Annotated in this window: 19 protein-coding genes; 3 read left to right on the top strand and 16 right to left on the bottom strand. The window is 57.6% G+C overall.

Going from position 1 to position 16797, the window contains the following annotated elements:
- Positions 1 to 13: 13 nt before the first annotated feature.
- The 8 genes from DC3_RS05490 to DC3_RS05525 all read right to left on the bottom strand — a co-directional run bounded on the left by DC3_RS05490 (position 14) and on the right by DC3_RS05525 (position 8654).
- Positions 14 to 1018 carry a LacI family DNA-binding transcriptional regulator gene (locus DC3_RS05490; protein WP_146882939.1) on the bottom strand — a complete coding sequence of 335 codons (1005 nt, stop codon included), beginning with the start codon at positions 1016 to 1018 and terminating at the stop codon, positions 14 to 16.
- 520 nt (positions 1019 to 1538) lie between these two features.
- A complete protein-coding gene (locus tag DC3_RS05495) occupies positions 1539 to 2816 on the bottom strand; it encodes a glycosyltransferase (protein ID WP_146882940.1) in 1278 nt (425 codons plus the stop codon).
- Positions 2817 to 2827: 11 nt separating this feature from the next.
- Positions 2828 to 3457, bottom strand: coding sequence for a TetR/AcrR family transcriptional regulator (locus DC3_RS05500; RefSeq protein ID WP_186815845.1), 630 nt, complete (start codon positions 3455 to 3457; stop codon positions 2828 to 2830).
- 128 nt (positions 3458 to 3585) lie between these two features.
- Positions 3586 to 4233: a phosphoribosyltransferase gene (locus tag DC3_RS05505; RefSeq protein ID WP_146882942.1), complete on the bottom strand. Its 648-nt coding sequence runs from the start codon at positions 4231 to 4233 to the stop codon at positions 3586 to 3588.
- A gap of 91 nt (positions 4234 to 4324) precedes the next feature.
- Positions 4325 to 5395 carry an NAD(P)-dependent alcohol dehydrogenase gene (locus tag DC3_RS05510; protein ID WP_146882943.1) on the bottom strand — a complete coding sequence of 357 codons (1071 nt, stop codon included), beginning with the start codon at positions 5393 to 5395 and terminating at the stop codon, positions 4325 to 4327.
- A gap of 249 nt (positions 5396 to 5644) precedes the next feature.
- Complete coding sequence (locus DC3_RS05515; protein WP_146882944.1) at positions 5645 to 6661, bottom strand: competence protein CoiA family protein; 1017 nt, start codon at positions 6659 to 6661, stop codon at positions 5645 to 5647.
- Positions 6661 to 8232, bottom strand: coding sequence for a UvrD-helicase domain-containing protein (locus DC3_RS05520; RefSeq protein WP_146882945.1), 1572 nt, complete (start codon positions 8230 to 8232; stop codon positions 6661 to 6663). The genes DC3_RS05515 and DC3_RS05520 overlap by 1 nt, the downstream gene beginning before the upstream one ends.
- 77 nt (positions 8233 to 8309) lie before the next feature.
- Complete coding sequence (locus DC3_RS05525; protein ID WP_146882946.1) at positions 8310 to 8654, bottom strand: hypothetical protein; 345 nt, start codon at positions 8652 to 8654, stop codon at positions 8310 to 8312.
- 162 nt (positions 8655 to 8816) lie between these two features.
- Between DC3_RS05525 and DC3_RS28975 the strand changes: the two genes are divergently transcribed.
- Positions 8817 to 8972 (top strand): hypothetical protein, encoded by a 156-nt coding sequence (locus DC3_RS28975; RefSeq protein WP_186815847.1) that lies wholly within the window; start codon positions 8817 to 8819, stop codon positions 8970 to 8972.
- A 104-nt stretch (positions 8973 to 9076) separates the two neighbouring features.
- Here DC3_RS28975 and DC3_RS05530 read toward each other — a convergent pair whose 3' ends face one another.
- Genes DC3_RS05530 through DC3_RS05540 form a run of 4 tightly spaced genes read right to left on the bottom strand, consistent with a single transcriptional unit; the run spans position 9077 to position 10266 of the window.
- Positions 9077 to 9409 carry a YnfA family protein gene (locus DC3_RS05530; protein ID WP_146882947.1) on the bottom strand — a complete coding sequence of 111 codons (333 nt, stop codon included), beginning with the start codon at positions 9407 to 9409 and terminating at the stop codon, positions 9077 to 9079.
- A gap of 28 nt (positions 9410 to 9437) precedes the next feature.
- Entirely contained in the window at positions 9438 to 9692 is a 255-nt protein-coding gene (locus DC3_RS05535; RefSeq protein ID WP_146882948.1) for a hypothetical protein, read from the bottom strand.
- A complete protein-coding gene (locus tag DC3_RS28980; protein ID WP_186815848.1) occupies positions 9685 to 9831 on the bottom strand; it encodes a hypothetical protein in 147 nt (48 codons plus the stop codon). The genes DC3_RS05535 and DC3_RS28980 overlap by 8 nt, the downstream gene beginning before the upstream one ends.
- 33 nt (positions 9832 to 9864) lie before the next feature.
- Positions 9865 to 10266, bottom strand: coding sequence for a MerR family transcriptional regulator (locus tag DC3_RS05540; RefSeq protein ID WP_146882949.1), 402 nt, complete (start codon positions 10264 to 10266; stop codon positions 9865 to 9867).
- A gap of 140 nt (positions 10267 to 10406) precedes the next feature.
- On the opposite strand from DC3_RS05540, the gene DC3_RS05545 reads away from it, so the two are divergent.
- Positions 10407 to 11408: a serine hydrolase domain-containing protein gene (locus DC3_RS05545; protein WP_146882950.1), complete on the top strand. Its 1002-nt coding sequence runs from the start codon at positions 10407 to 10409 to the stop codon at positions 11406 to 11408.
- 109 nt (positions 11409 to 11517) lie between these two features.
- On the top strand, positions 11518 to 12201 hold the full coding sequence (locus DC3_RS05550; RefSeq protein ID WP_146882951.1) for an HAD family hydrolase: 684 nt from the start codon (positions 11518 to 11520) through the stop codon (positions 12199 to 12201).
- On the opposite strand, the gene DC3_RS05555 is transcribed toward DC3_RS05550, so the two are convergent.
- The 4 genes from DC3_RS05555 to DC3_RS05570 form a co-directional block, all read right to left on the bottom strand.
- On the bottom strand, positions 12186 to 14213 hold the full coding sequence (locus DC3_RS05555; RefSeq protein WP_146882952.1) for a PAS domain-containing sensor histidine kinase: 2028 nt from the start codon (positions 14211 to 14213) through the stop codon (positions 12186 to 12188). The genes DC3_RS05550 and DC3_RS05555 overlap by 16 nt on opposite strands.
- A gap of 130 nt (positions 14214 to 14343) precedes the next feature.
- Entirely contained in the window at positions 14344 to 15342 is a 999-nt protein-coding gene (locus tag DC3_RS05560) for a hypothetical protein (protein ID WP_146882953.1), read from the bottom strand.
- A gap of 121 nt (positions 15343 to 15463) precedes the next feature.
- Entirely contained in the window at positions 15464 to 16273 is an 810-nt protein-coding gene (locus DC3_RS05565) for an alpha/beta fold hydrolase (RefSeq protein WP_146882954.1), read from the bottom strand.
- A gap of 61 nt (positions 16274 to 16334) precedes the next feature.
- The gene (locus tag DC3_RS05570; protein WP_146882955.1) at positions 16335 to 16757 is read right to left on the bottom strand and encodes a MarR family winged helix-turn-helix transcriptional regulator; all 423 of its coding nucleotides are present in this window, start codon (positions 16755 to 16757) and stop codon (positions 16335 to 16337) included.
- Between the last annotated feature and the right edge of the window lie 40 nt (positions 16758 to 16797).

Below are 16797 nucleotides of genomic sequence, written 5' to 3' on the forward strand. Positions count from 1 at the left end.
AAAAAACAGGGGGTTACCTTCTGTGGTAACAGGTGGACTCACGGACGTTCAGGGTCACAGCGACATCGGGCACCTCGGAGTCAGGTGTATGCAGGCGTCTTAAAAGGGTCTGGGCGGCAAGTTCCCCCATCTCAAACAGGGGCTGTCGCACCGTGGTCAGCGGAGGCAGCGAGAAATGGGAAGCGGGAAGGTCGTCGTAGCCGACCAGTGAGACATCCTCGGGAACCCGGATGCCCCGGCGGTACAGGGCCAGTCTTGCCCCATAGGCCATCTGGTCGTTTGCCGCAAAGATGGCTGAGAAATGAATGCCCTGCGCCAGCCAGGATTCCACAGCCAGAATGCCGGAGGGTTCATCAAATTCGCCTTCGTAGACCAGCTCAGGGTGGAACTCCAGACCTGCTTCTGCCAGGGCCAGACGATAGCCTTCCAGACGGTCCGCTGCATCCTTGTGGGAGGAAATGCCTGCAATGTGGGCAATGCGCCTGTGGCCCAGCTCAATCAGGTGGCGGGTGGCCAGTCGTGCCCCATGAACATGGTCCACCCGCAGACAGCAGTGGGACAGTTCAGGGACAAAACGCCCGACCATCAGCAAGGGAAAGCGTTTGCTCAGGGCATGGAGCTGGGCTTCAGGCAGGCGGCCTCCCAGCACAATCAGCCCATCCACCTGACGGCGGGTGAGGGCCAGTACCGCTGTGACCTCATCTTGCGCATCCCAGTGACCGTTGACAAAGATGGGCTGGTAGCCACTCCCGGAGAATCCTGCATCGATGCCACGGGTGATTTCGTCGTAAAAGGGGCTGGCGATGTCCTGGGTCAGCACCCCGATGGTCATGGACTTGCCACGCACCAGTCCCTGGGCACTGGCGTTGGGTTCGTAACCCGTGCGTCCAATGACTTCCAGAACTCTCTGGCGTTTCTCGGGGGTGACCAGTGGCGCGTTGTTCAATGTGCGCGAAACCGTGCTGATCGACACACCAGCCTCTTTGGCGATGTCTTTGATGGTGACATTTCTGCTCATGGGTTTCCTGTGTTGGCATGGAGGTGACCACCATGCTGTGCGGTTGGAGTGTGGTTGGGATGTAAAGACACTGTAACGCGTCAAGCAAACGTTGTCAATAGCTTTACCGCTAAAAATGAGAAAGCTTTCTCCCAGACCAATTTTTGTGTTTCTGCTCCCAGATAGGTTTTTTGAAAAACCACTTTGATCTTTTTTGATACAAAGTTTTTAAATGTGTAAATGATGTGAAACTGTTTCCACCGTTCGGCCTGCACGGTCAAATTAAAAACATCGCCTGAAACGGCTGGTTTACAGGCGGAATTGACAGACGTTTTCAAAACAAAGCAGGTGAAGCAGCCAGAATGAGAGCCTTCCCCCTGGAGACTGCATCAGGTCTGGAATCAGACCTCACTGTTTTCGAAGTGAATCCAGGTGTTTTTCTCGGAGTCGGTGCACCATGCCTCCTGAAGGGAAACAGAACCACTTCCAGAAAACAATGCTACAGTGCATGGGTTTGTGGCTGGAGGGTCACCCTGGGCAATCAGTGAAGTTGCGCTGACTCTGCGACATGCTGCTCAATGATCGCCACTGCGTCCATGGGTCCATTTTCTGTTTGAATGACCTGACCCAGCGTCACAGCTTTCTGCTGCATGGCCACATCCGACACCATGCGCTGAATGGAATCCGCGAGCTTCTGGGCAGTGAGGTTTTTGCGTGGAATGGGAGCAGGTCCAACCCCAAGCATTTGCACGCGGTTCCCCCAGAAAGGCTGATCTCCAAAGAAAGGCACCACCTGCGAGGGCACCCCTGCACCCAGGCCTGCAGCAGTTGTTCCTGCTCCCCCGTGATGCACCACCGCCCGCATTCTTGGAAAGAGCCAGCTGTGGGGCACGCTGCCACTCAGGTGAACGAAATCCGGGAGGTCTCCCCGGACCATGCCTCCCCAGCCTTTCAGCAAAACGGCCCGCTGGCCGCTGGTTTGCAGGGCTTCGAGCACCAGATCAGCAGTCTGTTCAGGGTCCCGGTTGCCCATGCTGCCAAAACCCACATAAATGGGGGTCGGACCGCTGTCCAGAAAATTTTGGAGCTCTGCAGGGGGTTGCCACGATGGAGCATCCAGAAACCAGAACCCGGTCATGTGGATGTGGGAAGGCCAGTCTGCAGGCCGGGGCAGCACGTGTGGGCTGATGCCGTAAAGCACCGGAGGCTGCGGATGCCTCTTCTGGGGTTTTGGACCGAAAAAAGGTGCAGCTGGAAGCTTCAGGACACTCTGACGCATTTTCTGGTCTGCAGAGCGGAAAGACTGCCACATCACCTGCTGCACCAGGTGGTGACTGAGCAGGTTGACGGTGCCCCCCAGTCGGGGACCTCCTGCTGGCAAGAGCACTCCGGGAAATGCACGGGTCGGGGTCATGGGAACCACGTGGGCCTCAATGAAAGGCACATTCAGCTTTTCGGAGAGGGCGCGGGCCAGTGATCCGCCCCCCATCCCTGCCATCAGCAGGTCTGCACCCTCACAGGCGTTCAGGCTGTCTCTGGCCCATCCCAGCACAACTTCCTCCATCAGCCTGGAGGTGTAGCGGTTGATCTCCAGCATGTTGCCTTTCTGCAGCAACTTGCGCATTTCTTCCGACTCGGCCACCTCCTGCACGTTTCCCTCCACAGGCCAGACTTCGAAACCCAGAGCACTTGCCTGCTGCTGGTAATTGGTGTGGGTGATCAGGCGCACGGTGTGCCCCTGCTGAATCAGGGCAGAACCCAGGGCGAGGTATGGCTGGACGTCCCCCTGGGTGCCCAGGGCGAAGATGGCAATGATCATGTGGGGTCTCCTCAGGGCATGGGGGGATTCAGGTCTGACACCAGAAATCCAGGGAGCAACAGGTCGGTGACAACATCGGGAAGGTCATTCCAGACAGAAGTCAGCACGGGATCTTCCATGACCCGCTGGATCAGAAGGCCCAGAATCAGGCTGGAGAGGATGCGCATGTTGAGGGTGTCGTGCTGCAATTTCAAACCACGTTTTGTGGCCCACTGTTGGGCAAAAAGCTCTGCCCCTTCGATCATCGGCTGGAGCACTTCCTGCTTGAAGCGTTCCCTGAGGGGGGCGCTCACCATGACCTCGGAAAAAACGGCCTGAAACAGATCGATGTTGTGGTCCTGCACGGCAGACAGGGCGTGATGCAGGTACATCCTGATGAAATCCCGCAGGTCGAGGCTCATGAGTTGTGTGGGGTCAAGGTCCTGTCTGGCGGTTTCGGTCAGCTGAGAGAAGAGTCCGAGCAGCAGGGCTGCTTTGTTCTCGAAGTGGTAGTAGAGGGTTCCATCTCCGATCCCTGCCCGCTGGGCCACATCCCGGATGGTGGTGGCATGAAAGCCCTTCTCAGCAAAGACCTGCGCTGCAGCTTCCAGAATGTGTTTTCTCCGGGTTGCCCGGGTCTTTTCGTTGAGGTTCTGGGTCACGGTGCCTCTTTTCGAACAGGCATTCAAATTTTCGAATGTCTGTTCGAATCTTAAGCTGCACACTGCCAGGAGTCAAGTCTGGACCCCGATCAGGATGCCGAATTTATCGTTTTCAAGAGAATCAAGCTTCAAGACTGCCCTGGTGCCTCTGCAAGAAGCGCCCTCACCTCGTCATCCCCAACCTCACTGAAGTCCAGATACCACCTGCCCACAGCCTCATAAGGATCAGGGACCTGCAGGCAGATCACTTCATCTGCCTGTACCTGCAAAGCCTCAAGGGCCTCTCTGGAACTGTGGGGAACAGCAACCACCACCCGCGCCGCACCCAGTTGTTTTGCCAGCAGAACAGCAGCTTGCATGGTCGCTCCGGTGGCCACCCCATCATCCACCAGAAAAACGGTGGAACCCTCCAGGTTCAGTTGAGGTCGGTTGCCACGGTAAAGCCTTTCCCTGCGCTGCAACTCCTGCAACTCACGCTGTCGCACCGGTTCCAGACCAACATCTGTCAGGTGAAAGTGATCCACGATGTCCCGGTTGAGGACCTCCACCCCTCCTGATCCGATGGCCCCGGCAGCCAGTTCCTCCCATCCGGGCACCCCGAGTTTGCGCACCACCAGCACATCCAGCGGAACCTTCAGGCTGTGGGCGATGGGGGCAGCCACGGGGACTCCCCCTCTGGGCAGGGCCAGGACCAGCCCCTTCCGGTCTGTGGATTGCAGGCAGATGGTCTCTGCAAGTGCCTCCCCTGCTTTCTGACGGTCCGCAAATCGCTTCATGGCTCACCTCGCTTGCTTCAGCATCCCTGATTGCGGGTGTACCTTCAGTCCAGAACCGCACAAAGTGCATTTGAGGGTGTGGCCTTGCCGATCAGACATCCACCATGACTTTCATGGAGACATGCTTGAATTCATCTGCGAAAGACAGTGCCTCACCGGCCTGATCCAGAGGGTAACGGTGGGTGACCATGCGGTCCAGATTCACCCGGCCTTCTTCCACCAGACGCAGGGCTGCAGGGTAACAGTTGGCGTATCGGAAGATGCCCCGGATGTCCACCTCGCGGGAGGCTGCCGCCACCAGATCAAGCTCCACCTGAGGATTGGGCGGCAACCCGACCAGCACCACCACCCCTCCGGGCCGGGCAGCAAGCATGCTCTGCTGGCAGGTCCTTAAGTTCCCTGCGGTTTCAAAGACCACATCTGCCCCACTGTGGGATTCGGGCAGGTTCCGCCGGGTGATCTCCCTGATGCGTGCCAGAACATCTTCATGGCGTGCGTTGATGGTGTGGGTGGCCCCGAGTTCCCGGATCAGGTCCAGACGGTACTCCTCCAGATCCACGGCAATCAGGGTGGTGGCCCCGGCAGTTTTCGCGGCCTGCAGGGTGGTGCACCCGATGGGCCCTGCCCCATAAACCACGATGGCATCTCCGGGCTTCACCCCACCACGCTGCACCGACCACACCCCGACCGCCAGCGGCTCGATCAGGGCAGCGGCATCATCTGAAACGCTGTCGGGAACTCTGAAGACAAAATCTGCAGGCCACTCCAGGTGTTCCACAAAAGCACCATTCACTGGAGGGGTCGCCATGAAGGTCATCTCCGGGCACAGGTTGTAACGGCCCGATTTGCAGCATTCACAGGTTCTGCAGGGGTATCCTGGCTCCAGCGTCACCCGGTCTCCTGGCTGAAGGTGTTTTACCCCCTCTCCAATGTCTTCAATCACGCCCATCGATTCATGGCCCAGAATGATCGGAGATTCGACCACAAAAGGTCCGATGCGCCCGTGTGTGAAGTAGTGCACATCCGACCCGCACACGCCCACCGTGCGAATCCGCACCCGCACATGACCGGGCCGCACGGGTGGAATGGGTCTCTCTTCGATCCTTACATCTCGGATGGCGTGCAGCACAGCAGCTTTCATGGTGTGGGGTGTGGTTGTCATTTTCGTGTCTCCTGGAAGAAATGAACTGCCCTCCTGAACAGCAGGAAGGGGGTTGAACCCCGCCCCCTGCTTCAGGACACATTGACATGGGATTGATCTGTGATCTGACAGAAAAATCCTGATTTACAGTACGATGGACTCGTGTCCATAGTAAAGCACACCCGCTCTTGAGTTGTCCAGTGGTCGCAGGTGCCCTTTTCCAGCAGACCAGGCAGCCCACCTGTTCCAGACCTCCCAGGCGTCGCACAATCACACCTTCTGCCCCAGGTTCTTCTGCCAGCTTTCCCAGAACCACTCTTCGGTATGAAATCCTCCACACTTTGAGCACACATGCACATGGCGCTTCTGGCCCGGCACCCAGGTCACCAGAGGGCCCAGCAGGCCTTTCAGGTTTCTGACCCTTTCAGGTTTGCTGGTGGCAAAAACCACTTCCTCTCCACAATAACGACAGGCCACCAGCAGCATCACCATCTGCTGGTCCTTCAGGTCCCGGTAATTCAGACCCAGTGCACGCAAATGCTGCACAGCACGTTCTCTGGGGGTGCGTTCCAGTTCCGCAGTGAGCTGATCCACTGCACTTTTTGAAGTGAGGGCACGCCACTCCTGCACCACCCTGCTCCAGGCCGAATCTGAAACAGGACGCTGATCATTCTCATCCTGCAATGCTGCTTCTTCAGGAACCTGCGCACAGTCAGGGCAGAGGGTTTTGCCTGCGGTCATCCCTGCAGGAACCAGGGGTTTGTCCTCCAGAATGTCCTGCATGCTCAGGGAAAAGGAACGGATGGCAGATGTTCCTGGCAGCAGATCAGAGCGTGTGCTCTGAATCAGGAACCCGGCCAGCACCTTTTCTTCGTGCAGCAGGGCAACATCAAACGGGCGCTGCTGGGAATCTGGCACCTGAACGTCTTCTTTCACCTCTGTCCAGGCTTTGACCTTCAGCAGGGTTTCCACCCCTGCCTGTTCAGCACACCTCCCCTCCACACCTGGACACGGTCTTCCCAGACGGAGGCCTCCAAAAGCCTGCAGATCCTGCAGGAGCCTCAGACGCAATTTTCTGCGGGCAGCCACAAAAAGCACATCTTGAGGAGGGGCAGCACAGGTGCCTCCTGCAAGATGGACAAAGTGCGCTGGGAAATGGGGCTCGTCCTGCCCAGGCCGTCTGGCTTTGACAGGCTTACCGCAAACCAGACAGGTGCAAATCTGGTTCTTTCTGGCGGTCAGGGCCGCCACCACCCGACCTTTGTCGTCCAGTGCAAAAGGGAGCATCAGCGCAGCACCCCGGCAAGGCTTTCATGGAGGGGTTCCTCCACCAGATACAGGGCGTCTTTTGACCGGGTGAGGGCCACAAACTGCACGCACTGCTCCCCTTTCAGGGCTTCCGGGGTGAGGGCGTATGCGGCAGTCATCTTCTCTGGGTGCAGCAAAAAGACCCTGTTGGCTTCCAGGCCTTTGGCAGAATGCACCGTGCTGAGCGTGATGAAATTGCGGTCCACGGAAACCATGCTCTGCAGGTAAGTTCTGGCTGCAGCCAGCGAGTGGTGGCCCTGCTCAAAAGCCGTGATGGCCAGGTGCATCACCGAATCAATGCGGTCCCGGAGTTCCAGGGTCTTCTTGAGGGTCACTTTCGGGTCAAGCCTCGCCATCCTCAGACGCCTTTCCTCCTGCACCCTGAACGCATCCCCCTTCTGGCGGATGTTTTCTGGGTGAAACGCAGTATCTGCAAAAAGCTGATCCAGCATCCTGAGGAGCTGGTCGGTGAAATCCCCCTTGCGCAGCCTGGGCCGCTTGCCCATCTGGATGAGCTCGTGGTACATGCTCGCCAGTGGAGCGTTGTACCTGCAAAGCACCAGATCCCCCTCTGCCACCGACCTCAGGAAATAAGGTTCGGTGACGTGCTTCACGGTGCCCATTTTCGCTCCGGGCTGTGCCCGCATCTGGGGGGAGAAGTGGCGGGCCAGCTTCACATGCAACTGTGGACAGCGGTAACTGGTGTTCAGGGGGAGGACCGTGGCCTTCAGGATCTGCTGCACGTGCTTCAGGGAATGGCTGTCTGCCCCGGCGAAACCATAGATCGCCTGACGGTCATCTCCCACAAAGATGCTGCGGCCCCCTTCGTGGATCAGTCCCAGCGCAAAACGCAACTGCAATGGGCTGAGGTCCTGCGCCTCATCCACCAGCAGAAAGTCCACCCGACGGTAATCCAGCTTTGTCGCCACCGGAACGTACAGCATGTCCTCGAAGTCCACCCATCCGCGACCTTCCACCTTGCGGATGCCCTCTTTGAGGAGCAACGGAAGCCGCCACAAACACCATTTCGTCACCTCCTCCGAGTCGGGTTCACGCAGGTCAAAACGGGCTCCCGCCCGCCGGACCTGCATGGGATCTTCGGGTGGGGTGAAAGTCATGCGAACCACCCGCTGCAAACCCACCAGGTACTCGGTGGCCTGGTAGGTGTCCTCCCGGGTGAAAAAAACGGGCACCCCCTCTTTCTCCTGCATGGACCGGGTGAGCAGCGTGCGGTACTTCTGGCTGTCTGGACGGTGCTGCGTCGCCTGAGGGTAAAAAGTCTTGATCACCTGATACCCCAGGCTGTGCAGGGTCGCGACCTTCACATGATCGGGAAGCCTTCCGGTCAACTCCTCCACAATGGCCTTGCTGAACGCACAGTACTGGATTTCCAGATCAGGGGGCAGAACCCTGGCGATCATTTCCAGCGTGGTGGTTTTGCCGCTTCCTGCTGTTGCCCGCACCACCCCATGCCCCATGCCGGAACGCACCCAGGAAAGGATGCGTTCTTGTTCAGGACTCGGGCGCAGGGTCATCTGAGGGCTCATCATACAGACAGCACAGCGGTCAGTGAAACCAGTGTACTGCGGAACTCTGAGCAGCACACTTGAGTGGTTCACAGTGCGGATCAACCCGCAGCACTGCCCGAAACATCAAGCATCCTGAAATGAAGCCTCAGGAGGCACCCATGGGCCAGACGAATGTCCTCTGGTCCACTGCTTTTTTGCAGGTGCTGGTGGGCCCTCGCCACCTGGGTGAGCACCTCATCGCGGCGGAAATGAAACAGGATCACCGACCAGCGCTCCCACCGTCTCAGGTGCGATTGATCGATTTTCGGTTGCAGGTCCATCAAAAGCCGATGGCTGGTTTCCAGGCGGCAGTGCACTTCACTCAGGGTCAAGGTGGGGTCATCACGGGTGAGCAGGTGCAGCACATGTTTCAGGTGCCTTCGGACCCAGAAGAGTTTCAGCACCCTTTCAGTGTACCCAGTGTCCCTGACGGGGTTCTGACCACCGATCAGCTTTTGGTCAGCTTTCTCATTTTCAGTTCAGTGCGTCTCAGACGCATTTCAGTCCGAGGGTGTACTTTGAAACCAGGAAAGGTGCAAGGGTCTGACCCCAGGAGGTGATGCAAAGTGCTGTTCTTGATTTCCCTTCTCATTGGATTGATTCTCGGATGTCTCATTGGTGGCGTGGTCCTGCTCATGGCCAGAAGCATCACCCCCAGCCTTCACACAGGAGATGCACTGGAACTGGAGCCCCGGAAGCAGACCACACCCAGCTGGATTTGAAACGCTGTTTTTGAAGTCTCAGACATCCGCAAAGTCAAACTTGCGGATTTTTTCTGGCTTCATGGAACCCCAGGAGCCAGAAAGGCTATGCAACCCGTGGTCCTTCAGGCGGCTCTGGGCCACCAGGCGATCACAGCAGCACCCATGAGGGCAATGCATGCTCCCACCAGGCTGGGCGTGTCCGGGGTTTTCCCATCCACCATCCAGCCCCACAGGAGGGACAGCACGATGAACAGGCCACCGTAGGCGGCATACACCCGGCCAAAATCCAGCACGGTGGGCTGCAAGGTGGGCAAAATCCCGTACAGGATCAGGATCAGGCCACCCAGCAGACCGACCCACACCGGTTTGCCTTCGCGCAGCCAGATCCAGACCAGGTACCCTCCACCAATCTCAGCAAGGCCTGCCAGCAGGAACAAAAGAATCGACTTGAACATCCGTTCTTTATATCAGGTGACGGGACATTCAGGTCCGTTGTCTGCGGGACCTCCACCACAAGGCAAAGAGCACCACCACCACCCCGATGAACAGCAGCACCAGGTCGTATTTCCTGCCCCATGCGAGGAGGCTGCTCAAACCGAATCCTGCTCCTGCTGCAAACAGGACCGGGGCCAGGCCACAGCACAGGATGCCACACGCACCCACCCCCAGAATCCCCAGCCACCCAAGAAGTTTGCCCGGTTTGTGGGGTGGAACTTTGCATGCGGGACCTTCATTCATCCTGGGCCTCCGGGAGGGTGCACAGGGCGGTGCTGTTTTCGCAGCACACCAGGGGGGTGTTGCCCGGGCAGGATCTGGGTGGTTGCACCTCCATGACAGGGGCCGCTGTGGTTTCCTTCTCGTTCATGTTTCGTTCCATGCCCCACTTTGCACCCTCCCCTCAGGGGGAGAGTCAAGCCTCCGTCAGCAGAATCACGCAACACGGACTGCTGCAATTCAGAGACTCCTGCTCTCTGGCCCAGTCCAGTCGCTTCTGGAGGTCCCCTTTGAGCTTCTGGATCTGTTGAATCTGCCGTTCGGCTTCCAGAATGTGCCGTTCCAGTTCTGAGATGACGGTGCTGCATTCACCCTCTCCCGAACAACCCTGCTGCAGGATGGTTTTGATGTCGTGCAGAGACCAGCCAAGTTTCTGGGCCTGCCGGATGAACTGCACTTCCTCGAGTGCCTGCATGGTGTACTGGCGGTACTGGCTTTCTGACACTGTGTGGGTGAGCAGGCCCTGGTTGGACCAGAACCGCAGGGTTTTGATGGATTCTCCTGTGCTTCTGGAAAGCTGACCAATGGTGAAGGACATGGCAACAGTTTAATTCCCTCGAAGCAAAGAAGGCAGACAGGCGCTTTCAAGAACAGGATGCTGGAACACTTCAGGGGTGGCGCAACAACACCCTGACCCCTGGTGTGGAACTTCTGACTCCAGAAGGTCATCCAAGGGGCATGATTCGCAAAACACTGGTCCCTTTTCTGCTGCTGTGGTCCTCTGCGCACGCTCTGGACATGAAAGACCTGGAGAACGCAGCCCGCTATTCCGAAACCCACCGTGGGAGTGCCCTGCTGGTCCTGCAAGACGGCAGGGAGGTTTATGCCCGTGCCCAGAACGGTTTTTTGCTGGAGCGCACCCATTTCCTGGCGAGTGGCAGCAAGAGCTTTTCCTGTGCCATTGCCGTGGCGCTTCAGGCCGAGGGGAAACTGAATCTGGATGAACCGGTCATCCAGACCCTGACCGAATGGAAAATCGATCCCCAGAAAGCCAGCATCACCGCCAGGCAGCTTCTGGGCTTCACCAGTGGACTCCCTGGCTTCATTGGCCCGAGTCTGGTGCAGTTGAACCGCGACATGTATGGCGCTGCCCTGAATGCCCCACTGCAGTTTCCTCCAGGAGAGCACTACACTTATGGAAATGCCCATCTGGCGGTGTTTGGGGCACTTATCGAGCGCAAAACAGGTCAGGATGCTGCCGTGTACCTGCAAAAGCGTGTGCTTGATCCCATCGGGGTGCAGGCGGTGTGGCAGAGGGACCAGTCCGGGCATCCGAACCTGGCAGGAAGTGCCAGCATGACCGCCAGAGGGTGGGCAAAATATGGTCAGTTGATCCTCCAGAAAGGCCAGTGGGAAGGCAAAACCATTCTGCCTGCAAAAACCCTGGAAGCCTGCTTCCAGGGAAGTTCTGCCCTCTCCGCCTATGGCCTCACCTGGTGGCTGAATGTGCCCTTTCAGGGCACCCTCGACGAGGGAGATGAGGTCCCGGTGGGCATTTCCCGTGTGGCAGGAAACCAGCAGCAGATTGCTCCCAGTGCCCCGAAAAATCTGGTGATGGCCGCAGGAGCCTTCAACCAGAGACTTTACATTCTCCCAGACGAGAAACTGGTGGTGGTGCGCTTTGGAGAAGGTGGGGAATGGAGCGATGAGACGTTTTTGAAGCTGCTCCTTGGGAAGTGACGGAAGGTCATCCATAGGGCTCTGAACTGAATCCAGATTTCTTTTGCTGTTCCCGTTATGCTGATTTCCAACCCATTGACACGGCATGTGCAATTGAAATGGAGACCCAATGCTGAAACCCAAGATAGACCCCACGAAGATCAGGGCTGTTGCTTTTGATGTGTATGGAACCCTGGTGGACATCCAGAACGACACTGAGATGTTTGATGTCCTGCGCGCTGTGTTTGGTGAGCACGGCAGAAACCTGACCTTTGAGGACCGCGATGCCATGATGCGCCAGCCTCTGGAACTCCGGGACCTGCCTGATTTTCTGGGGGTTCAGGTTCCCACGGAGGCCATCGGGCGGCTTGAGCAGCAACTGGCCACCGAGGTGGCCTCCATTGCTCCTTTCAAGGATGCCACAGAGACCCTGAGCCGTCTTCGCAAAGCAGGATACCGGGTGGCCCTGTGCTCGAACCTTTCTCTGTCCTATGCTCCGCCCATCCTGGAGTTGTTTGATGGGCTGGCTGATGTTTTCATCTGGAGTTTTGAGGTGGGAGCCGTGAAACCCGAACCTGAAATTTACCGGAAGCTCTGTGAAAAGCTGGGCTGTGAAGCCCATGAGGTGCTGATGGTGGGGGACTCCCTGAAATCAGATCATGCAGGTCCAAGAAAGGCTGGCCTGCATGGTTTTCACCTGCTGCGCTCTGGTGAACCGGTGGTGCCCGAAACATTCCGGTCCCTGACCGAGGTGGCAGACTGGCTGACCGGACCTCAGGTGCAGCAACCCCTGCAGGGTCAGCGGCCCGATTGAAGCAGGGAATCCGGGTCCTGAGGGGGCAGGTGGGATTCCGTGCCTGAATTTGCCTGTTCGGCCTGGAAGTCATCGAGGGGAAGGTGCACAATGGCCTGCGTGCCCCTGCCGGGTTCGGATTCCAGCCAGATGTGTCCGCCGTGGCCTTCGGTGATCCAGCGGGCAATGGGAAGTCCGAGCCCTGTTCCTCCGGGGTCTTCTCCCCTGTGGCGGCTCTGGTCCGCCCGATAGAACCGCTCAAAGACCCGGGGCAGGTCTTCAGGACCAATGCCCACTCCGGTGTCGGTCACGCGGATTTCGACGTGGGTGGCATGGCGGGTCATGGATAGTCCGACCTGTCCTCCTCCCGGGGTGTATTTGAGGGCATTTTCCAGCAGGATCAACACCAGTTGCTTCAGGCGGTCCCGGTCTCCGGTGAGCACCACCTGCGGCAATCGGGCAAGGTCCAGCTGGTGACCGCTGTGCATGCGCTGAATTTCCCGCCACACCTCCTGCACCACCTGGGTGAGGTTGACCTCCTCCTCCTGAAATTCGATTCCCGCGTCCCCTCTGGCGAGGGTCAGCATGTCGTGCACCAGACGGCCCAGTCGGGTGGCTTCCCGCTGCACGTCCGAGAGGATTTCTTTGCGGTCTGCTTCTGGAATGTTCTTGTAGCGCATCAGGATGTCGAGGTTCCCCTGAATGGCGGTCAGGGGGGTTCTGAGCTCGTGGGCAGCGTCTGCAACGAAACGTTTTTGCACATGCATCAGTTCCCTGAGCTGGCCTTCCTGTTGTTCCAGGCGTTCCAGGGCCAGTTTGCGGTCATGGATGTCAATGCACGCCCCGGTGAACCCCACAAATTCCCCATCGATGCCGTACCTGGGAATGCCCCGGTCCAGCACCCAGCGGTACGCTCCGTCAGAACGCCTCAGGCGGTACTCCATCTCGAATTCCTGCTGGCTTTCATGGTGTTTCACGAAGACCCTCTGGCTGTGCTCCAGGTCCTCAGGGTGGATGCTTTCCAGCCAGCCGTGGTCCCGCTCCTCTTCATGGGTGCGTCCGGTGAAATCCAGCCACACCTGATTGAAAAAGTAACTCCGGCCATCCGGGTGGCTCATCCAGATCATCACGGGGGCACTGTCGGCGACCATCTTGAAGCGGGCCTCGCTCTCGCGGAGCAGTTTCTCCTGACGCACCTGCAGGGTGATGTCCCGGGCAATGGAGATGATGTTTCCGTCTCCTTCATCCGAGGTGTTCCAGGAGAGGTACACCACACTGCCATTCTTGTGCAGGTAGCGGTTGCGGTAATCGCGCACCATGCGTCCCTGCAGGATGTGGTCATTCACTTCGCGGGTGGAGGGCAGGTCATCGGGGTGCAGAAAATCGGTGAGGGGCCGCCCAATCATCTCTTCTGGGGTGTACCCGAGAATGTCAAAGCAGGCCCGGTTCACGGTGTTGATGGTGAATCCCGTGCGGGTGATGATCATGTCGGGGGTGCGGTCCAGAATTTGCTCCAGACGCCTTTCCACCTTCTGTGCCTTTTCCTTGAGCATCTGGCGGTGAAGTCCGATGGTCAGGGACTGGGCCACCTGCGCTGCCTGAATGATGCGTCCCATTTCTGGCTCGAAAGGCTCACTGGTCGCTGAATAAATCAGGCCCAGCGTGTCATCAGGGAGCCTGAGGGCGCAGCAGAACAGGGTGTCCAGCCTGTAGACTTCCATGAGGTGCCGCTCGACGGAGCCCATGTCGGATCTGCGGCGCGTCCACAGCACCTGAATCAGTTCTTCGGTCTGTGCCCAGTGTCCCAGCGAGGGCTCAGACAGGTCAATGCGGGCCTGCTCCAGCAGGGGGAGTTCACTGTCGGTCAGGCCATACACGCCCACAGGCCGCAGGAGGCCCTTGGGTTCTGAGGGGTCCTGCAGCCACACAGCGGCTTTGCTTCCTCTCAGCGCCCGGGCAAAGAGTTCAGCAAATTGGTTCTCTGCGTGGTCGGGCCAGCGCAGGGCAAGATCAGGAGGTTGTAGTGTGGTCATGCTGGGCTCCAGTCACAGGTCTCAAAGAGATTGTAGCTGGATGGATCTAAAAAGCAGTGTGATCCCTTCTGTTGTCAGCGGGAAAAGCCTTACAATCGAGTGCCAGGCTGCATTCCCGGGCCAGATTCCTTCACTGCATCTTGACAAAACCCAGGCGTTTCACCACAGTCAACACTTCCTGCTGGATGGTCTCAATGGAGGTGTCCAGAATCCACTGTTCGAAGGGCTCCCGGGTGTGGCGCAGCTCCATCATCACCTCTCCGAGTTGCTGGCCTTCCACTCCGGTCCAGTCGCGCACCATGTTGCCGTTGAATTTCTGGTGGGCGGCCCGTTTGATTTCCAGAAAACGGAACGTGTCCTGCAGGGCCTCTTCAAAGCCAGGAAAAGTCTCAATGGCCCTTTGCAGTTGCTCTTCACGGGAAGAGACTGGTCTGGGGATGCGTTCAAAGGACCCTTCTTTTTCCAGGAACTCCAGAAATCCCTGATAGGTGGGCCTTTTGCGGTCTCGCTGTCGGTTTTTGCTGTTCTGGTTTTCCATCAGGTAGCAGCCAGGGTAGAAGAAAGGGGTGGAGCACACGTAACCGTAGACCTCCCCGAGCGTGTCAAAGCCCTTTCTGAAACGCTCTGGATCATATCCGAGGAACTCCAGGCCCTTCAGGTAATCCGAGGTGAGTTTCAGCACCCGCACGGTGTTGTTCCCCTCCATCACCTTGTACTGCAGCCCTCTGTGCCCCAGCATGAAACCCAGATGGTGGGCCAGTTTCCCGATCAGGTTTCCCAGATCGTTGAAGCTCAGGTAATTGAGCGTGTGCTCGAACTCTTCGCTGGTGGCCTTGATCAGGTCGATCTGCAGGTCTTTGAATTCAAAAGTGAAGGTGTCTCCGTTGTTGTAAGAGTCTCTGGAGGAGAAGCGTTCCATCACTGCCGAAGTCCAGTTGTGGGGCAGGTGGTCGGACTCGACCACAATGTCCATGTCACCATGGGTTTCCTTGCTGCTGTAGAAGGGAACGAGTGCAACCCGGCCCTGCACGATGTCTTGCAGGACAGGTTCAACCTCTCGGTACAATTCCAGATATTCCTTTGTGTGGTATCTGCGGGTGGGATGGTTTTTCAGTGCATTTCCGCCCATGGAGCACCTCCTCTTTCAATCGAAATGTTCTGTTCATTGTGCCCCATGTGGATGTTGCAGACCATGGCTCAGGTGGCGTAGTGGAGCCCACAAACCCTAGGCGAAACGCACACAAGCTCCTTCAGAAGTGTCTGTCAAGCCAGTCCAGCACGGCATCTGCGCCCTCTCTGTACCTCTGCCCCACGAGCAAACCTGTGTGGGTGGTGTTCCACAGTCCGACGTGCTCTGCGCGGTACAATTCGGCCATTTTTGCACCTCGCTGGTGGTCCTGCTCACTGTTGTTGGCATGGATCACCAGTGTGGGGCATGTGATGGCCTGGGCATTCACAGAGATTCCATTGGACTGTGCCGAGAACACGAAAGCTGCAAAGGCCTGTCCGGCTTCCATGCTCAGGTATTTCCTCTGGAAAAGAATGTCCTCCGGGCTTTCGTCCATGCTGCGTTCTTCCTCACGGGCAGGGGCAGGCACGACCCCTCCAAAGGTTCTGCTGTCCAGGGCTGGATAGGGCACCAGCTCATGCACTTCCCTGCTGATCACCGGGTCGATCAGCACCAGACCTGAGAGGGGGTGTTTTTCTGCAATTTTCTGGCCCAGAATTCCGCCCATGCTGAAACCGATCAGGACAGGAGGGGTTTCACAGATGGAGAGCACTTCCTGAATGTCTTGAAGGTAATCTTCGAAGGTGATGCGGGTCAGATCCATGGAGCGGCTTTTGTAATGGCTGCGCAGGTTCATGGCCATGCAGGTCCAGCCTGCCTGGATGAAGTGGGGGAGGTATTTGCTCCACATCCAGCTTCCGGTGAAGGCCCCGTGCACAAAAAGCAGTGGAGGTCTCTTCTGGTCTGTTCCCGGATACACTTCCAGAAAGAGGTCGTTTTCGCCCATCCACAGCTGGGTGTGAGGGGGCAGGTCTCTGGTGAAGTCTCGCATGATGTCTCCTTTGATGATTTGTTGTCCAACTGTTTGATAGCAAACTTTCTGGGCAAAAAAATCAGAAATTGCTGTGGATCTTTTTGAGGATGCCAAGCAGGTTCTCTCGCTCCTGATCCGAGATGTTGAGGTAAAACCTCTCCAGCACATCCCTGGAGATCTCTTCAAACACCGGTTCCAGGTCCTTTCCTTTCTGGGTCAGTTCCAGGTAAACCACCCGACTGTCCCCGGTGTCCCGTTCACGAACGAGGTAACCCAGACGGGCCAGTTTGTCCACCAGAGAGGTGACCGTGGATTTGTCCTTGCCAATGCGTTGTGCCACCTCTGCCATGGTCAGGCGGGTGGACCTGAAAAGGGCGTAAAGGATGTCACCATGTGAAGTGCCCAGGCCTTCCATTCCCGCTTCTGCCATCTCTGACACAATGAACTGGTTGACCTTTCCCCTGATTCTGGAGATCAGCGAGATCGCATCCCGGGCTTCCACCCCCCGAGTATAGTTTGACACCAAACAAAATTCAAGCTGC

This window comes from Deinococcus cellulosilyticus NBRC 106333 = KACC 11606, assembly GCF_007990775.1.
Taxonomy (GTDB): Bacteria; Deinococcota; Deinococci; order Deinococcales; family Deinococcaceae; genus Deinococcus_C; species Deinococcus_C cellulosilyticus.